This is a genomic window from Fundicoccus sp. Sow4_H7, from assembly GCF_052115865.1.
Lineage (GTDB): Bacteria > Bacillota > Bacilli > Lactobacillales > Aerococcaceae > Fundicoccus_A.
The window spans coordinates 101965-118451 of the sequence record NZ_JBQKME010000004.1 but is presented as its reverse complement, the minus strand read 5'-3'; the positions used below and the strand labels follow the sequence as shown (position 1 = coordinate 118451).

The 16487-nt window shown below is 36.1% G+C and carries 16 protein-coding genes and 1 riboswitch; of the genes, 2 read left to right on the top strand and 14 right to left on the bottom strand.

Translation table 11 applies throughout. The annotated features are described in order from the left end of the window. Positions 1–4 precede the first annotated feature (4 nt). From hslV to ACTQ54_RS05685, 11 genes are all read right to left on the bottom strand, one after another. A complete protein-coding gene (gene hslV / locus ACTQ54_RS05735) occupies positions 5–529 on the bottom strand; it encodes an ATP-dependent protease subunit HslV (RefSeq protein ID WP_441755183.1) in 525 nt (174 codons plus the stop codon). Continuing rightward, positions 526–1455, bottom strand: a complete 930-nt coding sequence (xerC, locus tag ACTQ54_RS05730) for a tyrosine recombinase XerC (protein WP_441755182.1) — start codon at positions 1453–1455, stop codon at positions 526–528. Before xerC ends, hslV begins: the two co-directional genes overlap by 4 nt. Before the next feature lie 136 nt (positions 1456–1591). Further along, on the bottom strand, positions 1592–3649 hold the full coding sequence (topA, locus tag ACTQ54_RS05725) for a type I DNA topoisomerase (RefSeq protein WP_441755181.1): 2058 nt from the start codon (positions 3647–3649) through the stop codon (positions 1592–1594). A gap of 171 nt (positions 3650–3820) precedes the next feature. Continuing rightward, positions 3821–4726, bottom strand: coding sequence for a DNA-processing protein DprA (gene dprA, locus ACTQ54_RS05720; protein WP_441755180.1), 906 nt, complete (start codon positions 4724–4726; stop codon positions 3821–3823). 91 nt (positions 4727–4817) lie between these two features. Next, complete coding sequence (locus ACTQ54_RS05715; protein WP_441755179.1) at positions 4818–5612, bottom strand: ribonuclease HII; 795 nt, start codon at positions 5610–5612, stop codon at positions 4818–4820. Then, entirely contained in the window at positions 5605–6465 is an 861-nt protein-coding gene (ylqF, locus tag ACTQ54_RS05710; protein ID WP_441755178.1) for a ribosome biogenesis GTPase YlqF, read from the bottom strand. Before ylqF ends, ACTQ54_RS05715 begins: the two co-directional genes overlap by 8 nt. A gap of 18 nt (positions 6466–6483) precedes the next feature. After that, the gene (gene lepB, locus ACTQ54_RS05705) at positions 6484–7077 is read right to left on the bottom strand and encodes a signal peptidase I (protein WP_441755177.1); all 594 of its coding nucleotides are present in this window, start codon (positions 7075–7077) and stop codon (positions 6484–6486) included. Beyond that, entirely contained in the window at positions 7077–8531 is a 1455-nt protein-coding gene (locus ACTQ54_RS05700) for a S41 family peptidase (RefSeq protein WP_441755176.1), read from the bottom strand. Before ACTQ54_RS05700 ends, lepB begins: the two co-directional genes overlap by 1 nt. Positions 8532–8543: 12 nt before the next feature. Then, the gene (deoD, locus tag ACTQ54_RS05695; RefSeq protein ID WP_441755175.1) at positions 8544–9269 is read right to left on the bottom strand and encodes a purine-nucleoside phosphorylase; all 726 of its coding nucleotides are present in this window, start codon (positions 9267–9269) and stop codon (positions 8544–8546) included. A gap of 17 nt (positions 9270–9286) precedes the next feature. Next, the gene (locus ACTQ54_RS05690; protein WP_441755174.1) at positions 9287–9502 is read right to left on the bottom strand and encodes a YozE family protein; all 216 of its coding nucleotides are present in this window, start codon (positions 9500–9502) and stop codon (positions 9287–9289) included. A gap of 15 nt (positions 9503–9517) precedes the next feature. Continuing rightward, positions 9518–10177 (bottom strand): DUF2140 family protein, encoded by a 660-nt coding sequence (locus ACTQ54_RS05685; protein WP_441755173.1) that lies wholly within the window; start codon positions 10175–10177, stop codon positions 9518–9520. Positions 10178–10330: 153 nt separating this feature from the next. Here ACTQ54_RS05685 and trhA point away from each other — a divergent pair, with 153 nt between their 5' ends. Both trhA and ACTQ54_RS05675 read left to right on the top strand, forming a co-directional pair. After that, positions 10331–10972 (top strand): PAQR family membrane homeostasis protein TrhA, encoded by a 642-nt coding sequence (trhA, locus tag ACTQ54_RS05680; protein ID WP_441755172.1) that lies wholly within the window; start codon positions 10331–10333, stop codon positions 10970–10972. A 109-nt stretch (positions 10973–11081) separates the two neighbouring features. After that, positions 11082–13415 (top strand): ABC transporter ATP-binding protein/permease, encoded by a 2334-nt coding sequence (locus tag ACTQ54_RS05675; RefSeq protein WP_441755171.1) that lies wholly within the window; start codon positions 11082–11084, stop codon positions 13413–13415. Between the two features lie 153 nt (positions 13416–13568). Here ACTQ54_RS05675 and ACTQ54_RS05670 read toward each other — a convergent pair whose 3' ends face one another. The 3 genes from ACTQ54_RS05670 to ACTQ54_RS05660 all read right to left on the bottom strand — a co-directional run bounded on the left by ACTQ54_RS05670 (position 13569) and on the right by ACTQ54_RS05660 (position 16483). Beyond that, positions 13569–14759: a cation:proton antiporter domain-containing protein gene (locus ACTQ54_RS05670; RefSeq protein WP_441755170.1), complete on the bottom strand. Its 1191-nt coding sequence runs from the start codon at positions 14757–14759 to the stop codon at positions 13569–13571. Between the two features lie 53 nt (positions 14760–14812). Then, a riboswitch (Fluoride riboswitch) is annotated at positions 14813–14890 on the bottom strand. Between the two features lie 14 nt (positions 14891–14904). Further along, on the bottom strand, positions 14905–15312 hold the full coding sequence (locus ACTQ54_RS05665; protein ID WP_441755169.1) for a hypothetical protein: 408 nt from the start codon (positions 15310–15312) through the stop codon (positions 14905–14907). Between the two features lie 97 nt (positions 15313–15409). Next, complete coding sequence (locus tag ACTQ54_RS05660) at positions 15410–16483, bottom strand: Gfo/Idh/MocA family protein (RefSeq protein ID WP_441755168.1); 1074 nt, start codon at positions 16481–16483, stop codon at positions 15410–15412. Between the last annotated feature and the right edge of the window lie 4 nt (positions 16484–16487).

The window sequence follows — 16487 nt, the reverse complement described above, 5'->3', positions numbered from 1 at the left end:
TCCTTTACATTTCTTCTACTATAATATTATCATTGGTAAAAATATCAATTTCACTGGCAATTTTTAATGACTGGTAGGCAATATCTTTGGCAGACATTTCATTAGTGTTGCGCAACATCGCTCTAGCAGCAGCCAAAGCAAAGTTTCCACCAGAACCGATTGTTAAAATTCCATCATCAGGTTCGATGACTTCACCCGTTCCACTCACTAAGAGTATTGTTTCTTCATTCATTACAATGAGTAGAGCTTCAAGTTTTTGTAAGCTACGATCAGTGCGCCATTGTTTGGCTACTTCTACCGCAGCACGGCGTAATTGTCCTTGATGGGCCTGTAATTTTTCTTCAAACATTTCTGATAAGGTAATCGCATCAGCTACTCCACCAGCAAAGCCTACGATGACTTGATCATTATAGATACGACGCAATTTTCTTGCGCTACCTTTCATAATAACAGACTCACCCATTGTGACTTGTCCATCCCCTGCCATTGCTAGTTGATTATCTTTTTTTACTGCACATATTGTTGTCATGTTTCATCCTCCTGTGATTGTCGTTTTGCGCGCGGATGCGCCTTTAAATATTCTTTTCGTAACTGATTTTTTGTTACATGGGTATAAATTTGTGTTGAGCTTAAATTAGCATGTCCTAATAATTCTTGGACACTCCGCATATCAGCTCCGTTATTTAATAGATGAGTCGCAAACGTATGGCGTAATTTATGGGGATGTATATCAAGATTTAACGATGCTTCTTTAACTATTTTTGATAAAATCGTTCTGATTTGATCCGCTGTTATTGCCTTACCTTTGTCGGATAAGAAGAGATATTTATTATGGGTGGGGTTTTGAGAAATACTCAGGAGTTGAGGACGTTCATTTTGTTGATAGTCTGTAATTGCTTCCATTGCAGCATCTCCAAAGGGAACAATCCGTTCCTTACTTCCTTTACCAATCACACGTAACATTTGCATATCCGTTTGCATTTGGTCAATTGTTAAATCGATTAGTTCGCTCACACGCATGCCTGTTGCATATAATAATTCGATAATTGCCAGGTTGCGTTGTGGATTAGCTAACTGACTTTTTTTAGCCGCATCAATGATAGCTTTCATTTCTGGCTCGTAGAAGAATTCAGGTAAGTGGTTCTTTTTACTTTTATAGTTAATCAGTTCGGCAGGATTTTGTTCAATCCATTCCTGTTGAACAGCATAACTAAAAAAAGACCTCAAACTAGAAATCTTACGAGCAATCGATGTACGTGCATAACCATGTTCGGTTAAGTGAGCCACATAAAGTCGAACATCTGCATATTGAATGTTATTGATTGAGTTGGAACCTGTGCTATTAATGAAATTTACAAATTCATCTAAATCTCTTGTATAGGCTTTAATGGTTTGATCCGAATAGCGTTTTTCAACACTCAAAAATTGTAGAAAGGCTTGGATATATTGTTCCATTTTATCACTCCAAAAACATCTATTACTATTATAATACTATAAAATAAGACCTTAGAGGTCAATCTAAGGTCTTAATGATTAAAATTTAAGCAATTCATTATAAATTACTTCTTACTTTGCTCAGAAAAGATTCATTTTATTCAGCATTTTCAGCGTAATCACAATTGCTACATACAATTTGACGTTGTTTGCGGACTATTTTTTCGACTAAATAATGATCACATTTTGGACAGTCACGCCCTATTGGTTTATCCCATGATACAAATTCACAAGCTGGGTAGCGATCACAACCATAGAAAATACGTTTTTTCTTCGATTCACGTTCGATTACTTGACCTTCATGGCAAGTTGGACAGGTTACGCCAATTTTCTTCACAATCGGCTCTGTATGACGACATTCTGGGAAATTACTACATGCATAGAATTTTCCGTAACGTCCAATTTTTATAACCATCGGATGTCCATCAACGGGACAGTCAAAGCCAGCTGGCTCATCTTTAATGGTTATTTCTTCCATATTAACTTCGGCTTTTTTCAAGTCTTGTTCAAATGATGAATAAAATTCATCTAGAACGCCTACCCACTCACGTTTACCTTCTTCAATTTCATCCAAGGTATTTTCCATACCGGCAGTAAATTCAGAGTTTACTATTTGTGGAAAGTATTCCGATAGAACACTGTTGACAATTTCACCCAACTCAGTTGGTTCGAATTTCTTACTAACTAATTTAACATAGTAACGTTTGCGAAGTGTTTCAATCGTTGGTGAATAGGTAGAAGGACGACCTATCCCATTTTCCTCAAGCACTTTAATTAAACTTGCTTCCGTGTAACGTGCAGGTGGTTGTGTAAACATTTGATTGGTTTCAAATTCTTTTAATTTAACTATGTCATTGACTTCAAGTTCAGGTAAATAATTATCCTTTTTCGAATCCGTTGAATACACTTTTAGAAATCCATCAAATTTAATACGCGAACCTGATGCTCTAAAGACCACTTCATTTTGCGTTAAATCTGCACGAACCGTATCATAAACAGCATCAGACATTTGACTAGCTACAAAACGTGACCAAATTAAATTATACAATTTATATTGATCTTTTGAGAGTGAATCTTTAATTTTCTCTGGTGTTAAAGTCACATCTGAAGGACGAATGGCTTCGTGAGCATCCTGTCCTGCAGCTGATTGATTAGCTCTGCCTTTGGCTTGGCTATATTGATTTCCATATTCACTTTTAATAAAATCACTTGCTGCATTCATTGCGGATGGCGCAATTCGCGTTGAATCCGTACGCATATAGGTGATTAAACCGATGGTTGTACGATTAATGGTTATCCCTTCATATAGTTGTTGGGCAATCATCATTGTTTTACTTGTTCTAAAGTTCAAACGATTCGAAGCATCTTGTTGTAAAGTACTTGTAGTATATGGATTAGGAGATTTTCTTTTCCGTTCGTTTTTTACGACATTCGTTACTACAAAATCTTCTTCTTGATTGATATGACTCACAATGTCATTAACAATCGCTTCATTGGCTAATTCCGTCCGTTCACCTTTAAAGCTGTAAAAATTAGCATCAAAGCTACTTCTGCCTTTTTGAAATACTGCTGGAATTAACCAATATTCTTCTGGAACAAAGTTTCGGATTTCATTTTCTCGATCAATAATTAGTTTTAAAGTCGTTGATTGAACACGACCTGCACTTAAACCACCTTTAATTTTCTTCCATAGTAATGGAGAAATTGAATAACCGACAATACGGTCTAAAATACGGCGGGCTTGTTGTGCATCAACTAAATCTTGATCAATCTTACGTGGGCTTTTAAAGGCTTCTTTAACCGTATCTTTAGTAATTTCATTAAATACTACACGGTTTTCTTCGCCTTCTGGTAAATTTAAAAGGTGACTTAAGTGCCAAGCAATGGCTTCCCCTTCTCTATCCGGGTCGGCTGCGAGATAGACTTTATCTGATTGTTTGGCTAATTTTCTTAATTCTTTAATCGTATCCCCACGTCCACGAATACTAATATAATGAGGTTCAAATTTATTTTCTATATCAACCCCCATTTTACTCTTAGGTAAATCTCTAAGGTGTCCCTTACTTGCAACAACCTTATAATTTCTACCTAAATACTTATTAATTGTCTTAGCTTTCGTTGGTGATTCGACAATGACTAAATTTTTTACTGCCATTCAATCATCACACCCCTTTCAAAAAAATTTGCGTTATTATTTAGCTTCTATTTAATAAATGTAAAATCGAACCTATATTAGATGAAAGCTTTTTAGTTGTCAAATAATAAATTACATTTAAAAAAATCAATTTAATAAACACAGACTAATAAAGACACATTTCATACTAATTTATTCAATCATTTGATTTGAATTGAGTGCTTTAATATCAGCTATTAATTGTTTACTATTTAAGATCATATTAGCACCTAAAGCTAATAAATCATTACAGCCTTGAGATTGTTCATCATAAATTCTTCCAGGTAAAACAAATAATTCGCGATTAAACTGCAAGGCGTAGTTGGCCGTAATTAAACTTCCACTTTTACTAGCTGCTTCGATGACAATCACCGCATTACACAAGCTAGCTACTAATCTATTTCGCATAATAAAATGATGCTTTCTAACTCTAGCATAAGGTGGGTATTCACTAATAAGCAAATGATCGATTCCAATTTCATCCTGAAGATTTGCATTGTTGTAAGGATAGTATTCTTCAAAGCCTGTTGGAATAATAGCAATCGTTGAATGTTTCTTGTGATTCATTGCTGTTTCATGAGCCATGCGGTCAACCCCATTTGCTAAACCTGAAACAATCATTATATTTTCCCTAACTAATTCATTAACGATATCTTCTGTGGCACGTTTCCCGTAGTCACTGATTTTGCGTGTCCCAATAACAGCTACCTTTGTTTGATTTAACAAATTAAGGTTACCCCGATAAAAAATGATAATCGGTGGTTGTGGGATACTTAACCAAAGAGTCGGATATAAACTTTCACCGAGCATGATGGTTGATGGGAGAGTATTTTCAATTTGATTTTTTACGTTAATAACATCATTTAATGATATTCGCGAATTAAATGCTATTAAATCACGTTTTTCTAAAGTAGACAAGTACTGAATAAATTCTTGGGGTGAAATTGACCATGCGAGTCTATTATTTTTTATTACATCATTTAAATAATTGTACATCTCTTTATAGCTAAATCCTTTGAGTGATAACACGATTAATTGTTCTTTTGCAGAAAGCAACATAAAAAAAACCTCCTCTTTTTAATAAATACACATAAAAAGACGAAAGGCATTTTTATTTTTGAATATTTAACAAAAGTTTAATATTCTATTTTTATTCAGAAGTAGGCTGAAAAATTTTCTTAGTGTTAGCAACTGGCGCAAAAGATTCTCGATGAATTGGTGTTTTTCCAAAGTAAGCTAATGCATCCAAATGTTCTTTTGTTCCATAGCCCACATTTTTATCAAAAGCAAATTCAGGGTATATTTGACTGTATTCAAACATTAATTGATCGCGATATTCCTTTGCGATAATACTGGCAGCTGCAATGGATAAAGATCGTTGGTCTCCTTTAACAATCGACATTTGCTTGATAGCTGAATCAATCACCATCGCATCAATTAACAAATATTCCGCTTGAATTGCTAATTTTTGAACACTTTGAAGCATTGCTAATTTGGATGCTTCGTAGATATTTATTTGGTCAATTATTTTCGAATCTACTACTGAAATGGCATAGGACATAGCTTTTGATTTAATGATATCACAATAGGATTTTCTTTTACTCGCAGATAATTGTTTAGAGTCAGTAATGCCAATTAAATCCGGGTCGTCATAGTCAAGGATAACGGCAGCTGCAACGACGGGTCCAGCTAATGGGCCACGACCAACTTCATCGACCCCTGCAATTAAACGATAACCTTTCTCTTCAAGTTGATGTTCAAATGTTAAGCGACTATTATGTTGCTTAACTAATTCCTCAAATTTAAGAATGCGCTTTTGATGTTTTTGAACAAGTAATTGGACACCTTTGCGCGAATCTGAATTCAATTCCAAAAATAAAGAATCTGTTAAGGAGTCTATTTGACTTAATAATTGATCGATTTCTTTAATGGTTCGATTATGCATTGGTCACCTCACGAATTGGACGGTCTAAAGTCATTTGCCCTAAATTATTTTCACGATATTCATATATCATTCGTTGACTCATTTGGGTATAGTCATCGCCAAAACCATTTTTCTCGGTTAACAATATTAATAAGTCTGATAAACTTAAATTCTGCAAATCACTTTCTGTAATGGCATAGCGTTTTAATAAGGCTTGGTGGTAAAATCGCTTCATAAATCCTAACAAATACAAGGCAATATCATCTAAGGCTAACAACTGATCTTTAATCGCTCCACTGGCAGCTAATTTTAAACCTACTTCAGGGTCTTCAAATTTTGGCCACAGAATTCCTGGTGTATCAAGTAACTCAAAGTCTTTACCGATTTTAAGCCAACGTTGTGCCTTTGTAACTCCAGGTTTATTACCAGTAATCGCTTGGTTTTTTCCTACAAAACGGTTAATCAAGGTTGATTTTCCAACGTTTGGAATCCCTAATATCATTAAACGGATTGGGCGTGGCTTAACACCTTGTGCTAATCTTTTTTCAAAATAATCTGACATTAATTCACGGCATAAGCTTTGTAATTTATTCAGACCTTTATTATGTTGCGCATCAATCGCGACAGCTTTAATGCCTTGCTCTTGATAATACTTCACCCAAAAATCGGTAATGGCAGGATCTGCCATATCCATTTTGTTTAAGACAATAATGCGAGGCTTATTCCCAATTATTTCATTAATCATGGGATTGCGACTCGATTCTGGTAAACGCGCATCGACTAATTCAAGTACGATATCAACTAAATTCATTTTTTCAGTGGCTTCACGTCTAGCTTTAGCCATATGGCCTGGAAACCATTGGATTGTTCTCATATTTTCACTCCATCTAACTTATTCCGAAATAATGATTGATCCATTATCACTTAATGTATATTCCTCTAATTTACCAAACTCAGAAAAAGGAAAATAAATAAAATTAGCTTCCCCTTCTACACTTTCTATCGGTACTAAACCAAATTGCCGGCTATCACCTGAATGTGGGCGGTTGTCTCCCATAACAAAATAATAACCTTCAGGAATCACTTCGACTCCAATCGTATTCCAAAGTGAAAAATCAGAAGTAAAATTTTCAGTAGTTTGACTTTTTAGTGGCTCTAAATAGGGTTCTTCCACAGCTTGATCATTGATGTAAAGAACATCGTTAACCATCTCTAAGGAATCTCCAGGTAAACCAATAACGCGCTTAACATAAGAACTTCCAGACCCCATAGGGTCTGGAAAGACAATGACATCAAAGCGCTCAATGCTTGTTTGTTTAAACATCAACATTTGTTCGCCATTTGCTAAAGTATTATCCATTGAATGTCCTTCAACTTGAAAAGGTTGCACAATGTAATCTCGCAATAAAATAAATATCACTATGGCAATGACAATGGAAAAAAGAACATTAACAATTTCAACCATTAAGTTTTTAAGAAACTGCATTAAGCATCTTCCTCAAGCAAATATTCAACAGCGGCTTTGTATTGGACATCATGTTCGTCTAAATACTGCCGCGCTTGATCATTCAATTTTTGAGCCGTATCTCCTGTTACAATACCGTCTGCTTCTAATTCATTATCAAGTTGGAATTGTTTCACCACTTCGGCCATTTTCTCATCATAATAACTTTGATTTGGAATGTCATAACCAAGGCTACTTAATATTAAGGATAAACTTTGGACAAATTCAGAGCTATCACCTAATGTTAATTCTTCACTTGTGTTGAGTAATAAAGCCGAAGTAAGCTCTTCGGGTTCTACTGTAATATCAGGACTAATGCCGGTATCATGAATCCAAGTTCCGTTTGGCGTCAACCATTTAGCAATAGTTAATTTTAGTTCTCCAATATCAGATTCGTTAGTAATATTTTGGACTGTCCCTTTCCCAAAAGTAGTTGTTCCAATTAATTTATTATCAGTATTTTCACTAATGGCAGCAGCTAATATTTCACTCGCACTTGCACTTCCTCCGTCAATTAAAACAACATAAGGATCCGTTACTTGAAAATCACCATACTTAGCATCATCACCGTGAAACATATCTATCTCACGATTCCTTTCATCCACTTGCATAATCACGTCACCATCTTCAACAAACATATTACTTAAGTTTAAAGCTTGATTTAACAAACCACCTGGATTAGATCTCAAATCAAATACAAAGCGGTCTGCTCCTTGGTCACGTAAATCGGTAATGATTTCAACTAATTCATCATAAGTATTCGCTGCAAATTGACTGATACGAACATTTCCGACATTAGCGTGTTCTGCATCGATTTCACCTGTCACACTAATAATTGGAATTTCTGCTCTGACTAAGGTGACATCGAAAGTTGAAGAACCTCTTTGGACTTTCAGCTCAACTTCTGTTCCTTCGGGACCACGAATTAATTCTACTACTTGATTCGTATCCATCCCAGTCAATTCAATCCCGTCAGCTTCTAATATAATGTCATTGGGTTGGATTCCCGCATCGGCAGCAGGCGTACCATCGATAGGACTAATGACAGTGACATTGCCATTTTGAGACATAAATTGTACACCAATCCCTTGGAAAGAACCCGTTATACTATCATCAAAAGATGTCGATTCTTGCTTATTTAAATATTCAGAATAAGGGTCACCTATGGCGTCTACCATCCCTTTAAGTGCACCTTCTAATAGGTCATTTTTATCTAACTCTTCAATATAATTGATTTGAATCGTATTATAGATATCTTCAATCATTTTTAAATCTTCTTCAGTTAACTGTTTTTCCTCAGATATTGAATTATCTTGGAATAACCAATTTAAAGCTTCTACTGATGGCGCATTATGGTTGGAGGCTAACACAAAAACAGCTGAAGTTAATCCGACTGTCAACCATTTTAATGGTTTGTTTGTGGCACTTTTTTTCATAGAAACATCTCCTTATTTTTCAATTGAGAGTTTGACAGCTGTCTTTAATGCTACTTCCATCATTTGTGTAAATGTTTGTTCTCTTTCTTGAGCAGTCGTCTCCTCACCTGTTAATAAGTGGTCACTAATTGTACACATGGCTAATGCTCTGCGTTGATGTTTAGCAGCCACTGCATACAAGCCTGCGGCTTCCATCTCAACAGCTAACACACCATAGTCAGCCAGTTTCCCTTTATCCATTTCCTCATTATAAAAACGATCCGATGATAAAATATTTCCGACATGGATATTTTCTTTTGGAATTAATGATTCTGCAATATGATATGCCGTGTCTAAAACGTCAAAGTCTGCAATAGCTGAATAATGTACTTGCTGGTCAAAAATATTGGCTAAAATAGCAGAATCTGTTGTCGCACCTTGTCCAAAAACAATGTCACGAACTTTTACATTATTTTTCATAGCTCCTGCCGAACCAATTCGGATAATCGTATCGACATCATACGACTGATATAACTCTTCTGCATAAATCATGGCTGAAGGAATTCCCATACCAGACCCTTGTACAGAAATAGGAACACCTTCATAAGTTCCGGTATACCCAAACATATTTCTAACAGTATTATATTGTTGAACATCCTCTAAAAATGTTTCTGCAATAAATTTAGCACGTAAAGGATCTCCTGGGAATAAAACGATTGGTGCAACGGCACCTTTTTCTGCATTAATATGTACACTCATTTTTTCACTCTCTTTTCTTATTGATTTGTATATTTTAACCACGCATCATCAAATACGGTCATTAAACGACTGTATTGTTCGGAATGCTCCATATAGCTTGAAACTTCATGAAAATCTTGGCTTTGCTTTGGAAAACCAATATCTTTACTGACAACATTCGCCAATCGGCTCATCGGATCGTCAGCATCAAAATCTACAAAGCGTTTAATAAATGTATAAAAACTCATTTGCATTAAAAAGAACACTCCTTAATTAAATCGTAATAGCGGATTCGTTGTTGCATCATAATTCACTTCAATTACTAATTCATTATTTTCTAAATCAACAGATTTAGGTATTAAGCTATAAGAAGGATCAATGCCATCCAGTTGATTCAGGTTAATCAATATTTGTGGTTGTGAAGCAGAAAAAGTTGCACCATTAGGCAAACTTAACTGACTTACAAAAAGTTGATAAGCCGTTTCAGTAGGTATTGGAATCTCTGCTAATTTCACAGATTGAATATCAATCACTAAATAATTTTCCGGTGAGATCGTCACATCTCCAAGAATAGTTGCTGGCGCTTGAAAACCATTTTGATTAATTTGTGTCCGTGCAACAATCGCATCATCTTCCCAACTTAAAGACAAGTCCAAGCCATTAGCACTATTAGCTGAAAGCATTTCATTAAATAAGCGATTAACAACGTCACGATTCAAAACAAGTTCAATCGACTCATCACCCGATACAACAATTTCTTCTAAAGGTTTTTCTTCAATTTGCTCATTAGCCATATTTAATTGTCGATTAATTAAAACATAAGCCGTCGCTAAAAAAACCACATTGATTAATAAGGCTAAAAAAATAACGGAAAAACAACCCCATCGTTTATTAGACTTATTAACCCTACTCATTTGATCATTTGACATAACTCACCTCTTCATAACATTAAAGTTATTATAGCATGTTCATGCTGTTTTCAGAAATTGATTGCAAAAATTTTAAGAATTGTAACATTTTAGCAACTTTTACAGTAATATTTATTTTGATATGATAAACTATTCTAATAAAGGAGGTATTTAATGAGTGAACAACTAACCCAAAAACGGTATGATTTACCAGAACTTTTTAATGCCATTACCCATGGTGTAGCCGCTGTTTTAAGTATTATCGCTATTTTTATGCTCGTGTCAAAAGGAATTCATACTGGTTCGACAACAGCTATTATAGCTTATATTATCTATGGCTTAAGTCTTTTCTGTTTGTTTTTAAATTCAACTCTCTACCACAGTTTCTCTTCAAGTAAATATCGCCATATATTCCAAAAGCTAGATCATGCTGCCATTTATTTATTAATTGCTGGCAGTTACACCCCTTACTTAATGATTTCCATTGGTGGTTGGCTGGGATATTTATTTTTAGTGATCATTTGGGCTTTGGCTTTGGCCGGATTGGCATTTGAAATCATGACGATTAATAAATGGCCTAAACTAAGCACCTATCTATATCTTGGTTTAGGTTGGATGAGTATTTTTATCATCTATCCTTTATTTAAATCTGTCGAACTCAATGCGATTATTTTACTTGCAATCGGTGGGATTGCTTATACTTTAGGAACAATTTTTTACCGTCAAAAACATAATCCTTGGATGCATGTTATCTGGCATTTGTTTGTTATTGCTGGGGCGGCATTTATGTTCGTATCGATATATCTATATGTATAAATTCATCAACTCGAAGGTTTCTAGCCGTCGAGTTTTTATTTGTTTATTTTTAGTTTAGTTAAATCATTTAAGATGATTTTATTAAGAGGAAGTTACAAGGAGTGGACACATGTTAAGATTAGAAAAGGTTGTTAAAACCTATAAAACCCCAAGTATTACAACAACTGCACTCGATTCAGTGAGCATTACGTTTCGTGAACAAGAATTTGTCAGCATTTTAGGACCGAGTGGATCTGGTAAAACCACTTTATTAAATATCATCGGTGGACTTGATCGCTATGACAGTGGTGACTTAATTTTAAACAATCAATCAACCAAAAATTTTAAAGCCAGCGATTGGGATGCCTATCGCAATAATTCCGTTGGTTTTGTCTTTCAAAGTTATAACTTAATAAGTCATTTAAGTGTTATCGATAATGTGGAATTAGGTTTGACATTAAGTAATGTACCTAAAGAAGACCGCGATAAGATGAGTAAAGAAGCTCTTGCTAAAGTCGGCTTAGAAGATCATATGTATAAAAAGCCGAGCGAGTTATCTGGTGGTCAAATGCAACGGGTAGCGATCGCCCGTGCTTTGGTGAATAACCCTGATATTTTACTGTGTGATGAGCCAACAGGTGCGCTTGATTCAAAAACTAGTGAACAAATCATGGAATTGATTAAGGAACTTTCGAAAGAAAAACTAGTTATTATGGTGACGCATAATAATGAAATTGCAAGACAATATTCTGATCGAATTGTGCAATTTAGAGATGGTCGCATCATAACCGACAGCCTTCCTTATGAAGAAGTCGAAGCGGCTAAGAATTTTGAAATTAAGAAAACCAAATTAAGTTATTTCACAGCCTTAAAATTATCTTGGAATAATTTACGGACTAAATTGGGACAAACATCTTTAACATCCTTTGCTTCCAGTATCGGGATCATTAGTATCGGGGTTGTCTTGTCCTTGTCCAATGGTTTTCAAAATGAAATTGATCGGACACAAACACAAACTTTAGGGCAGTTTCCAATTACGATTGCTTCTTATGCGAGCGACCCAACTGTATTTGCCGATTATGAACCCCGAGAAGAATTTCCAGACAGTCAAGAAGTCATTGCCGTTGGAGATGTCGCTGAAACGGTGATGCATATTAATCCCATCGATGAGGATTACATTAATTATATCAGTGAAATTGACCCTAAATTAGTAAATAATATTGGGTTTAGCCGTAGTTTAAATTTAAATTTATTAAGAGAAGTTGATGGCAATATCCAACGAGTCCAGTTTTCAAATGATAATCCCGAAGCCCAAATGAATCAAGGCAATATGGCTGCTTCCTTTACAGGTGTCGGATTAAACACCTTCCCTACCGATAGCCAAGGCAATGAAACAGACTTTTTACAAGAAAATTATAACTTACTCGCTGGTGAATATCCAACGGAGGCAACGGATGTTGTCTTAATCTTAGATAGTGATAATACAACCAGTGTTTATGGCTTAACGAATTTAGGCTTTGATGTTAATGTGGATGATACCTTAGATTTTGATGAGATTATTGGGACAGAAATTCAATTAGTCACAAATGATGATTACTATATGGAATTGCCAACGAATCAATTTGTTCCTAATGATGATTTAAAACAAGTCTATGAATCTGATAACAATGTGACACTAACCATTTCTGGTATTTTAAGAGCACCTGAAGATGCGACTCTCGCCCTACTTTCACCTGGTTTTGCTTATAGTGATGGTTTGAATCAATTGATGTTGCAAGCCAATGAAACGTCTGCCATTGTTTTAGCCCAAGAAGAAACTGACAATAATGTGATGACCAATCAGCCATTTGAATCTAATGCAGCACGAAATGCCTTTTTAAGCATGTTAGGTGGCGACGCCATCCCATCTTCCATTTATATTTATCCAAATGATTTTGAGCAAAAAGATGAAATATTAGCTTATTTAGATACCTGGAATGAAGGGAAAGCTCAAGAAGATCAAGTCTTGTATAATGATCTCGCTAGCGTGGTCAGTGGCCTAACAGGTAATTTGATGAATGCTATTACTTATGCCTTAGTTGCTTTCGCAGCAATATCATTGATTACCAGTATGATTATGATTGGAATTATTACTTATACTTCGGTAATTCAACGGACAAAAGAAATTGGTATTTTAAAAGCACTTGGGGCACGTAAGAAAGATATTACCCGAGTGTTTGATTCAGAGACATTTATTTTGGGGATTTCTTCAGGGATTTTAGGGGTTGGGATTGCGTATCTGCTAACCTTCCCTATTAATAGTGTTATTGAGAATTTAACCAATTTACCTAATGTTGCGCAATTGGATCCGATACACGCGGTGGTTTTGGTGATCGTTTCGACGGTTCTAACCGTGATTGGTGGCCATATTCCAGCACGAATGGCGGCTCAATTAGATGCAGCTGAAGCTTTACGAATGGATTAAACGACAAATGAGAAACCTGTTGCTATTTATGTTGGCAACAGGTTTTTAACATTTATTGATGGTTTAAAGAAAAATTTCGCGGTAACGATTTTCTAAAGTATGTTGTTTTTGATTGTTTAGATGTTCTTCATCAGATCTGTTTCAAACAGATATTTATTCAAAAGGTTTAGTTTTTGTTAGTAGTTTTTGATAGCTTGCGTCAATTCCAATGGCACCTAAAGGTGCTGTAATCAAAATTGCTAATACCGCGACCATTAAAATTAGTCTGCCTGCCCCGACACCTGCGGCAAGCGGAAGGCTACCAATTGCGGCTTGAACAGTAGCTTTAGGCAAGTAGGCGATGGCGCAAAAAAGGCGCTCTTTCATTGATAAGTCAGTGGCAATTAAACTCACAAAAACACCACAAACTCTAATCAACAATACAAGCAATATCAACACGACAGCTGCAAAACTAGCTTCAGCTAGATAGCTAATATCCACTGTTGTTCCTACCAAGACAAACAACATTAATTCTGCGCCAACCCAAACTTTCGAAAATTTTCGTGATAGACGTTTGGCTAAAACGCCATATTGCTTTAGAATCGTTGCTCCCAACGCCATGACCGCTAACAAGGCTGACATCGGTACATAGGTCTCAATTGCTGATTCTAAAGAAACTAAAAAGAATGCACAGCTTAAAATAATTAATAATTTAACCGTGTCTCTCACACGGATCTTTTTAAATAAATAAATCAGACTCAAGCCTACTATGATTCCGATAATTAATCCTACAACAATGGCGATGGGAATATTAAGTAATTTTACAAAATCAAAGCTTCCCCCACTGTAAATCCCCATAAAAGATGTAAATAATACAATCACATAAATATCATCAACAGAAGCACTTGCAATGATCAATTGAGGGATACTTTTATCTTTGCCGTAATCCGTCTCCATTATCGTCAACATTTTTGGTATTACAACCGCTGGTGAAACCGCTCCGAGTACTACCCCCATGATGGCAGCTTCAATATGTGATATTGGAAAAAGAATGGGTGCAATAATGGTTGTTGCTATTATTTCAAATGTTGCTGGTACAAAACACATTAAAATCGCTGGTCGCCCCACCTTCTTCAAATCCTCTATATCTAAAGCTAAACCTGCTCTGAGTAAAATCACGATTAACGCCATCATTTTTAGGTCAGCAGAGATATTTAATAGGTTGGGGGAAATGAGGTTGAGGACGTATGGACCCAGTATGATTCCGGTTAACAGCATGCCAACGAGGCCTGGGAGTTTGAGTCTTTGGGCGGCATCGCTTAGGATGAATCCTAATAAAATTATGAGTGCAAGACTTAACAACATATACATTCTCCTTTATGCAGAGAAGCAAAAAAAGTTGACAACTCTGCAATTTATTCATTGCAGAAGTCATCAACTTTTAACAAGTGGTTCGGCTTTGATAGCGCAGGGAGAACTTCATTCCCTTATTGAGGAAATTATAACATAATTAGGTGGATGACTCAATAGGATGGGGAGATTTGAGGGTAAGGTTATTTGAGGGGGTTGGGAAAGAGGTGTGTTTTGTTAATGGGTTGAGGGGAACGCGTTTGAGGAACGCAAGGAAGTATTTGGGTTTGAGGGGAACGCGTTTGATAAACGCAGGGAAGTATTTGGGTTTGAGGGGAACGCGTTTGACAAACGCAGGAAAGTATTTGGGTTTGAGGGGAACACGTTTGAGGAACGCAGGGAAGTATTTTCGTTTGAGGGGAACACGTTTGAGGAACGCAGGGAAGTATTTGGGTTTGAGGGGCACGCGTTTGGTAAACAGATCATAGAGCATCGCAAAAGCTATAACGCGTTTGCTAAGTAGATAAAACTCTTCTAATTTGACAAGCACGTATTCCAACAAACCCATTAATAAATTCCCCCACTCCCCTTCACACAAAAAAGTTGATAACTCCGCAATACAATCATTGCAAAGTTATCAACTTTAAAATTTATTCAACTCTATACTACTGAATCCTTATCGCCTGATCCTGTGCCAATAAACACAACTCTTGAGCTTTAAAAATATGTTCTTGAGTCATTGCATTTTCGGTTCCATTCAAAATATCTAGAATCATTTCACCGAAAAACGGGAAGCCAACCTTACCATTTGCGCGAATATGCTCTTCCCCATCTTTAGTTACTAGAAACACATGATCACCCGTCACATCAGTTGCTACATTAGTATACTTACGAACCTCAATGGTTCCTTCTGTTCCAGTTATAAAAGTACGGCCATCTCCCCAAGTTGACAAACCATCGGGCGTAAACCAGTCCACTTTAAAGTAGAAAGTTGTTCCGTTCTCACCTACTAAAGTAGCATCTCCAAAATCTTCCAATTCTGGAACATCTGGATTGGCGTAATTGGCCACTTTACTATGTAAAAGTTGTGCATCTTTATTTGAAGAATAATACAAAAACTGCTCAATTTGATGGCTGCCGATATCCGTCAAAATACCGCCGTACAAATCCTTCTTAAAAAACCAATCGGGTCTTTTCTCCTTATCCAACCGATGTGGTCCAAAACCAGTCACTTGAATAACTTTACCGATACGGCCTTCTTCAATTAAACGCCCTGCCAGGACAGCACTTTCCACATGCAGTCGTTCACTGAAGTATACCCAATATTTATGGCCAGTTTCCGCAACAACTTTCTTGGTTTCTTCTAATTGTTCTAACGAAGTAAAACCTGTCTTATCTGTAAAATAATCTTTACCAGAACGCAAAATACGATTTCCTAATTCACTACGTAATGCAGGAATAGCTGCAGCCGCCACTAATTTAATTTCTTCATCGTCTAAAATCTGCTCTAACGATTCCGTCACTTCCACATCGGGAAAAGCTTCGCAATAAGCCTTTACTTTTTCTGGATCAGGATCATAGACATATTTAATCCTTGCGCCTGCTTCAATCAAACCATTCGACATCCCATATATATGGCCGTGATCTAAAGCCGTGACACCAACTTTAAATTCACCTGGTTCTACTACATAAACCGCTTCACCCTTTGGAGCGTAATTCATTCCTTCTTTTTTAGACAAGACT